This is a genomic window from Armatimonadota bacterium (genome assembly GCA_031081585.1).
Lineage (GTDB): Bacteria > Sysuimicrobiota > Sysuimicrobiia > Sysuimicrobiales > Humicultoraceae > Geohabitans > Geohabitans tengchongensis.
The window spans coordinates 40,894-47,658 of sequence record JAVHLY010000023.1 but is presented as its reverse complement, the minus strand read 5'-3'; the positions used below and the strand labels follow the sequence as shown (position 1 = coordinate 47,658).

At 74.0% G+C, this 6,765-nt stretch carries 6 protein-coding genes and 1 other RNA gene; 4 read left to right on the top strand and 3 right to left on the bottom strand.

The features are described from left to right. Positions 1 to 20 precede the first annotated feature (20 nt). Positions 21 to 287, top strand: an RNA gene (ffs, locus tag RB146_10105) — signal recognition particle sRNA large type. An 85-nt stretch (positions 288 to 372) separates the two neighbouring features. On the opposite strand, the gene RB146_10100 is transcribed toward ffs, so the two are convergent. Genes RB146_10100 through RB146_10090 form a run of 3 tightly spaced genes read right to left on the bottom strand, consistent with a single transcriptional unit; the run spans position 373 to position 4,191 of the window. Next, positions 373 to 1,311, bottom strand: coding sequence for a 2-dehydropantoate 2-reductase (locus tag RB146_10100; protein ID MDQ7829326.1), 939 nt, complete (start codon positions 1,309 to 1,311; stop codon positions 373 to 375). Next, complete coding sequence (locus tag RB146_10095) at positions 1,308 to 3,803, bottom strand: ATP-binding protein (GenBank protein MDQ7829325.1); 2,496 nt, start codon at positions 3,801 to 3,803, stop codon at positions 1,308 to 1,310. Before RB146_10095 ends, RB146_10100 begins: the two co-directional genes overlap by 4 nt. 1 nt (position 3,804) lies before the next feature. After that, positions 3,805 to 4,191, bottom strand: a complete 387-nt coding sequence (locus tag RB146_10090) for a hypothetical protein (protein MDQ7829324.1) — start codon at positions 4,189 to 4,191, stop codon at positions 3,805 to 3,807. A gap of 69 nt (positions 4,192 to 4,260) precedes the next feature. Between RB146_10090 and RB146_10085 the strand changes: the two genes are divergently transcribed. The 3 genes from RB146_10085 (at position 4,261) to RB146_10075 (ending at position 6,749) form a co-directional block, all read left to right on the top strand. Beyond that, positions 4,261 to 4,629, top strand: coding sequence for a hypothetical protein (locus RB146_10085; GenBank protein MDQ7829323.1), 369 nt, complete (start codon positions 4,261 to 4,263; stop codon positions 4,627 to 4,629). Between the two features lie 46 nt (positions 4,630 to 4,675). Next, entirely contained in the window at positions 4,676 to 5,557 is an 882-nt protein-coding gene (locus RB146_10080) for a DMT family transporter (GenBank protein MDQ7829322.1), read from the top strand. Between the two features lie 313 nt (positions 5,558 to 5,870). Beyond that, positions 5,871 to 6,749 carry a hypothetical protein gene (locus RB146_10075; GenBank protein ID MDQ7829321.1) on the top strand — a complete coding sequence of 293 codons (879 nt, stop codon included), beginning with the start codon at positions 5,871 to 5,873 and terminating at the stop codon, positions 6,747 to 6,749. The last annotated feature ends 16 nt before the right edge of the window (positions 6,750 to 6,765 follow it).

Genomic DNA, 6,765 nt, shown 5'->3' with positions numbered 1-6,765 from the left:
TAGGGTACAATGAGGTGCGGCCGTGCTAGGTGGGGAGCTAGCGGTTCCCTGTACCCGCAATCCGCTACAGCGGGGCTGAATCCCCGCCCGAGGCCCGGGGCGTGAGGGCCCGGTCCGCGGCGGTCCGACGACGAAGGTCGGGTCCTGCGCAACGGGATCTGACGAACCCCGCCAGGCCCGGGAGGGAGCAACGGTAAGTCAGTCCTCCCGTGTGCCGCAGGGGCACCTGACCGGAGCCGGTCCCGCGGCGCCCGCCTCGTGTCCTGGGGTCGACGGTGGGTGCACGGCCGCGTTCCCCGCGTGCGTCCGCTGCGCGCGCCCGCCGAGCCGTCTGCCCTTCCGGTGCCGACCCCCGCGCAACCGATCGGTCAATCATCCGCCGCCCGTGCCCATCCCCACGGCCCGCCGATGGTGGGGGAGCAGCGCGGCGTAGACCGCGAAGGCCAGCGGGGTAGGCACCCCCGCCTCGCGGCCGTAGCGCACCAGCGTCCCGTGGAGCGCCTCCACCTCCAGCCGCCGACCGGCCAGCAGGTCGGTGGCCAGAGAGGCCCGGCTGTCCGGCAGCTGGGCCTCCGCCAGGGCCAGGTGACGGTCCACCAGGTCCGGCGGCAGGGGCACGCCCCTGGCACGCGCCACCGCCACGCCCTCCTCCAGCAATCCCCGGAAGAGCGCCCAGGTGGGCGGCGAGGCCCGCACCTCACCGAGCGGCAGCCGGGTGAGCGCGCTCACGCCCGCCAGCGCGCAGATGAAGATGAACTTGCTCCATTTCTCGGGCCGGATGTCCGCCAGCGCCTCGGCCTCGAACCCCGCGGCGCGGAAGCGCGCCTCCCAGGCGCGCAGGCGGTCGGTCAGGCCACGCCCGGTCCAGGCGCCGAACCGGATCGCCCGCGGCCCCCCGGTCTGGCGCACCACCCCGGGGGCCTCGATGGCCGCGAAGATGTACGCCGTCCCGCCCCACACCCGCTCCGGCCCGAAGCGCGCCGCCAGCACCTCTTCGTTGTCGACCCCGTTCTGCAGGGAGAGGATGACGGTCTGCGGGCCCACCGCCGGAACGATGCGCGCGGCGGCGGTCTCCGTGTCGTAGGCCTTCACGGTGAAGAGCACCAGCTCGGCCGGCTCGTCCGGTGCGCCCAGGGCGCGGGCCGGGGCGAAGAGCTCGCCGTGGACGGTGTGCAGGCGCACCCCGCCCTGGGCCTGCAGGGCGTCCAAATGCGCCCCCCGCGCCATGAAGGTGACGCGCTCGCCGGCGCGCGCCAGCAGCCCCCCGAAGTAGCCGCCGACACCGCCTGCGCCGACGACCAGGACGCTCACGAGCGGGAGGGCTCGTCCTCTCCACCGGCGGCCGGGATGGGGGCCTCGGCGGGCTGCCGCTCGTCGCGGCCGGGGCGGGGGGCGAACTGGCGCAGCCGCTCCGCCAGCTCTTCAAGCCGCCGGGCCACGCGCGCGTTTACGGTCCCCTCGGGGAACTTCCCGTCCGGCCCGCGCTCGCCGGCGGGCAGGCCGGTGAGGATCTCCAGCCCCTCGTCCACGGTGCGCACCGCCCAGATGTGAAACTGGCCGCGGCGGACCGCCTCCACCACCTCGTCGTGCAGCATGAGGTTGCGCACGTTCTGGGCGGGGATGATCACGCCCTGGCGCCCGGTCAGCCCCAGGGCCTTGCACACGTAGTAGAACCCCTCGATCTTCTCGTTCACCCCGCCGATGGGCTGGATCTGGCCGTGCTGGTTCACCGAGCCGGTCACGGCGATCCCCTGCTCGATGGGCACCTGACCGAGGTCGCTCAGCAGCGTGTAGAGCTCGGTGGAGGAGGCGGAGTCACCCTCCACCTCCTCGTAGGTCTGCTCGAAGGTCAGCGAGGCGTTCAGCGTGAGCGGGCGGTCCTGGGCGTAGCGCCCCCCCAGGTAGTTGGCCAGGATGAAGACGCCCTTGCTGTGGATGCGCCCGGACATCTGCGTCTCGCGCTCGATGTTCACCACCCCCCGCGAGCCCACGTAGGTGCGGGCGGTGATGCGGTTGGGGCGCCCGAAGGCGTAGTCGCCCAGCAGGTGGACGGCCAGACCGTTCACCGTCCCCACGCGGGCGCCGTCGATGTCCACCAGGAGCTGCCCCTGGGCGATGGCCTCCCGGATTCGCTCCTCGATCCGGTTGCTGCGGTAGACCTTCTCCTCCAGGGCCCGGTCCACGTGCGCCGCCCGGACCACCGTGGCCCCCTCCCGCTGCGCCCACGCCGAGGCCTCGGCCAGGACTTTGACCACCTCGTGGAAGAGGGCGGTGAGCTTCTCCTGGTCTCCGGCCACGCGCACGCTGTACTCCACCAGCCGGGCGACGGCGTCGCGGTGGAAGGGGAGCAGGCCCTGCCGCCGGGCCACGACACCCAGGGCCTGGACGTATTCCCGCAGGGTGGCCTCGCTGCGAGGCAGGTCGACGTCGAAGTCGGCGCGGATCTTGAACAGCTCCCGGAAGTCCTCGTCGAACAGGTAGAGCAGGTGGTAGACCAGCGCGTTGCCGATGAGGACGACCTTCACGTCCAGCGGGATGGGCTCCGGGCGCAGGGTGGCGGTGGGGATGAGGCCCAGCTGCTCGCCCAGGTTCTCGATGCGGATCTCCCGGCTGCGCAGCGCCCGCTTCAGCGCCTCCCACGCCATCGGCGCCAGCGCCACGTCCCGCAGCTGCAGCAGTAGGAAGCCGCCGTTGGCGCGGTGCAGGGCGCCGGGCTTGATCATCGTGAAGTCGGTGACGAGCGCGCCGAACTCCCCCCGGTACTCCACCTTGCCGATGAGGTTGTAGTAGGTGGGGTTGGGTTCGATCACCACCGGCGCCCCGCGCGTCTCGGCGTGGTCCACCAGCAGGTTCACGCGGTAGCGCAGGAAGGGGTCGCGCCGCCGCACCTCGACCGGCAGGGGGAAGAGCGGACGCGCCGGCTCCTCCTCCTCTTTGAAGAGGTCGAGGTTCTCCACCACGTCGTGCTTGAGGCCGTCCAGGTAGGCGGCCACGCGCGGGTTGGCCCCGTACCGCTCCCGGACCGGCTCCACCGCCCGCTCCACCACGCGCTCCACCGCGTCCCGTTCGAGCTGGTGCAGGGCGTCCCGCGCCTCGCGCTCCAGGTTGCGCACCTGCCGCAGGGCCTCGCCGATGCGCTCGCCCAGCTGCCGGGCCCGCGCCTCCAGGGCCTCGCGTTGCTGCGCCGGCAGGCGCTCCAGGAGTTCGGGGGCCAGCGGCTCCCCTGAGGGCCCCACGGGCACCGGGAAGACACCCGCGGGCGTCCGCTGGATGGCAAAGCCCAGCTGCCGTCCCTCGGCCTCCAGCTGCTGCCAGACGGCGTTCACCCGGTCCTCGTAGGCGCGCAGCGTGTCGCGCCGCCGCTTGCCGAAGTGCTCGCTGGCCAGCAGCTGGCGGATGCCCTCGCGCAGCTCGTCGACCAGCCGGGCCATGTCCCGCCGGAAGCGCCGCCCCTCCCCGGGGGCGAAGCGGATCGCCACCGGCTCGTCGGGCTGCTGGAAGTTGTAGACGTAGCACCAGTCGGACGGGGTGGGGCGCAGCGCGGCCAGCTGCTCGATCTTCTGGCGGGCGTAGGTGGTGCGCCCGGTGCCGGTGGGGCCGGTGACGAAGACATTGTAGCCCGGCTGCGGCACGCCCAGGCCGAAGTCCAGGGCGCGGACGGCGCGCTCCTGTCCCACCATGATCTCGTCGTGCGGCAGCTCGTCGGTAGTCTCGAAGGGGAAGATGGCGGGGTCGCACCACCAGCGCAGCCGCTCGACGGGGACGCGGAGCCGCTCGCGGGCGTCGGTGGCGGGGACGCTCACGTCACGACCCGGCCGTCCCGTGCCCGCCGGCCGGGCCGCCTGCCCGGCCGCGCGGAGCGGCGGGCAGGCTGATGAAGCCGGCCTGTCGCCCTCTGCTGGTACCTCGCCCCTGGGGGACGCGGGGGTGGTGGGCGATGTTCACGTCGAGGTGCTTGCCGCAGGCGCAGACCACCTGCTGGGTCTCGGCGGCGTTCACCCAGACGTGCCCCGACGCCTCGGCCCGGCGCCGCGCCGCCTCCACCGCGCCGGAGCGCTCGTCCTCCTCGTCCTCGCGGCGCCCCATCTCCGCCGTCCCGGTCCCGCTCAACCGGTAGAGGAGGGCTTTCGGGTAATAAACTGTATAGCGGCGCCCGCACCCGCCGCAGGGGAACGTGAAGACGAGAGCCATCGTTCAGCATTCTAGACCGAAAGGAATGGCAGGCATAGAGCGGGAAGGGTCCTCGGGGAGGCGACGCCGATGCGGATGCTGATGCTGGGGATGGTCCTGGGCATGCTGGTGAGCGGGCTGGCGCTGCTCACGCCGATCGTGCTGGCGCAGGGCGTGCCGCCGTTGCAGGAGTTCATCCCCCTCCCCGGCCCCGGTGACCGCACCCCGGGCACCCGCCCCGGGCAGCCGCAGCCGGGACAGGGCGACTGCCCCATCCTCTTCTACTACAACGGCCAGCTCTACGAACTCCGCCCGGGCCAGGGACCCGAGGACGGTCCCGGCCGCCCGGGCAGCCCGCCGGAGTTCTTCTACCTGAACCCGTACCGCGGGCCGGCCATCCCCGGGCTCCCGCAGCCGGGACCGGGGCCGAACTTCCAGCCGGTCCAGCCGCGCTCCTGAGCGCACCCGCGCCCGCCTCCTGACCGTCCCGGCGCACGCGGCCGGGATGGCGGCCGTCTTCGCGTTGCTCTCGGCGGCGTTCTTCGCAGGCAACGCCGTCGCCGTCCGCCTGGCCCTGCACGGCTCCACCCCCGAGGTGGTCACGCTCCTCTCCGTGGCCACCAACGTCCTGACCCTGTGGACGCTGGCCGCTGTCACCGGCCCGCTCGTGCCGGCCGACCGGGGCGCCGCCCTCATCTTCCTCGCCGCCGGGCTGCTGGCGCCCGGGCTGGCCCGCCTGGCCATGTACACCGCCATCGGACGCATCGGGATCGCGCCCACGGTGGTGGCCAGCAACACGACGCCGCTCTTCACCGCGGCCGGCGCGGCCCTGCTCCTCGGGGAGCGGCTGACCGCCGACATCGTGCTCGGGACCGTGGCCGTGGTCCTGGGCGTGGTCCTGACCGCCAGCGCGCCGCCCCTGGGCCACGGAACGGCCTCTCCACCGGAGGCCCGACCGCGGCGCGGCGGCATAGCCCTCGCCCTCAGCACCGCGGTGCTGGCCGCCGTCTCCTTCCTGCTGCGCAAGGTGGGGCTGGAGCGCCTGCCGGCCCCGGCGCTCGCGGCGGCGCTGACGCAGACCGGGGCGCTCTTACTGCTGCTGCCCCTGGTCCTGCTGCGCGGGCGGCGGGAGCGTCCCCGCCTGGCCCGCACGGCCCTCCTCCCGGCGCTGGCTGCGGGGCTGCTCAGCACGGGCGGGTTCCTCACCTACTTCCTCGCCCTCCACCAGGGCGAGGTGAGTCGGGTGACGCCGCTCGCCAGCACCACGCCGCTGTTTGCCGTGCTGCTGCTGGGCGTCGGCTACCGTCAGGTCGAGGCGGTGAGCGCACGCACCGCCGCCGGGGCGGCGCTGACCGTGGCCGGCGTGGTCCTGGTGGTGGCCGGGTAGCGGCCCCCACTGTGGAGGGTGGTCAGCCCTGTTAGACTGGGCGTGATGGTTCATCCAGCTGCAGCCGCAGCGCTGTGTCCCGCCGATGACCCCGGAGCAGCCTGAAGGACGTCCGGCTCGCCGACGCCGCCGCGGTCGGCGCCGCCGCGGGGCCGCGCAGGCGGCGACTCAGGCCACAGCGGCGGGGGCGCCTGCGCCGGAGCCGGAGCGGGCTGCCGGGACGGGCTCCAGCCCCGACGGCAGCGCCGCAGCTGGCGCCGCCCTCCTCCTCCCGCCGGCGCTCTCTGCCGGACCCAGCGCCCCACACCAGGCCGTGCCCCTCCCCGAGGGCAGCCCCCAGCCCGCACCGTCGGCGGTTGAAGGCGCCCCGGCCCCCGGCGATCTCCGCATCCGCATCCGGGCGGCCATCCTGGACTTCCTGGCGCGCCACCAGGAGACCCAGGTCCCCACGCTCCTCGACGCGCTGGCGCGGCAATTCCCGGGCTTCGGCCGGGCCGAGGAGACGGTCGCGCTGGAGGTCCTGCACGAACTGGCCACCAGCAACATCCTCCTGCCCGCGCTGGACCGCCGGCACCTGGGCTGGCCGTGGGTGCGCGTCACCGAGTACGGTCGGCAGGTGCTGCAGACCGGGCGCCCGGTCCCCTACGACCCCGACCGGTACCTGGCGGCCGCCCAGCAGCGCCTGCCCACGCTGCCTCCGTTGGTCCTCGACGTCCTGCGCGAGAGCGTAGCCGCCTTCCACCGGGGGTTGATCCGGGCGAGCGCGCTGCTGCTCGGCGTGGCGTCGGAACTGCTGATGCTGGAGCTGACCGAAGCGTTTTTGGCCACGCTGCCCGAGGCGGAGCGGCGGTCGCTGTCGGAGTGGTGGGCGGAGAAGAGCCTGTACGCGCGCTACCGCCTCTTCCGGGAGGCCTTCGAGGCCAGGCGGGAGGCGCTGGCCCTGCCCGACAGCGTCAGCAAGGACATCGACGCCATCCTGGACCTCGTCTTCAACGCGGTACGCCTGCAGCGCAACGAGGCCGGCCACCCCACCGGGGCGCCCCTCAACCCGGTGCTCATGGCCGCCACGCTCCAGGTCTTCCTGGAGTACGCCGAGCGCATCACCGGGCTCATCGCCTTCCTGCGGCAGACGACAGTCCGCCCGCCCTCGCGCCGCCGGCGCCGACGCACCCGGTCGTCCCGGGGCGAGTGAGCCGGCGGCGAGCCGG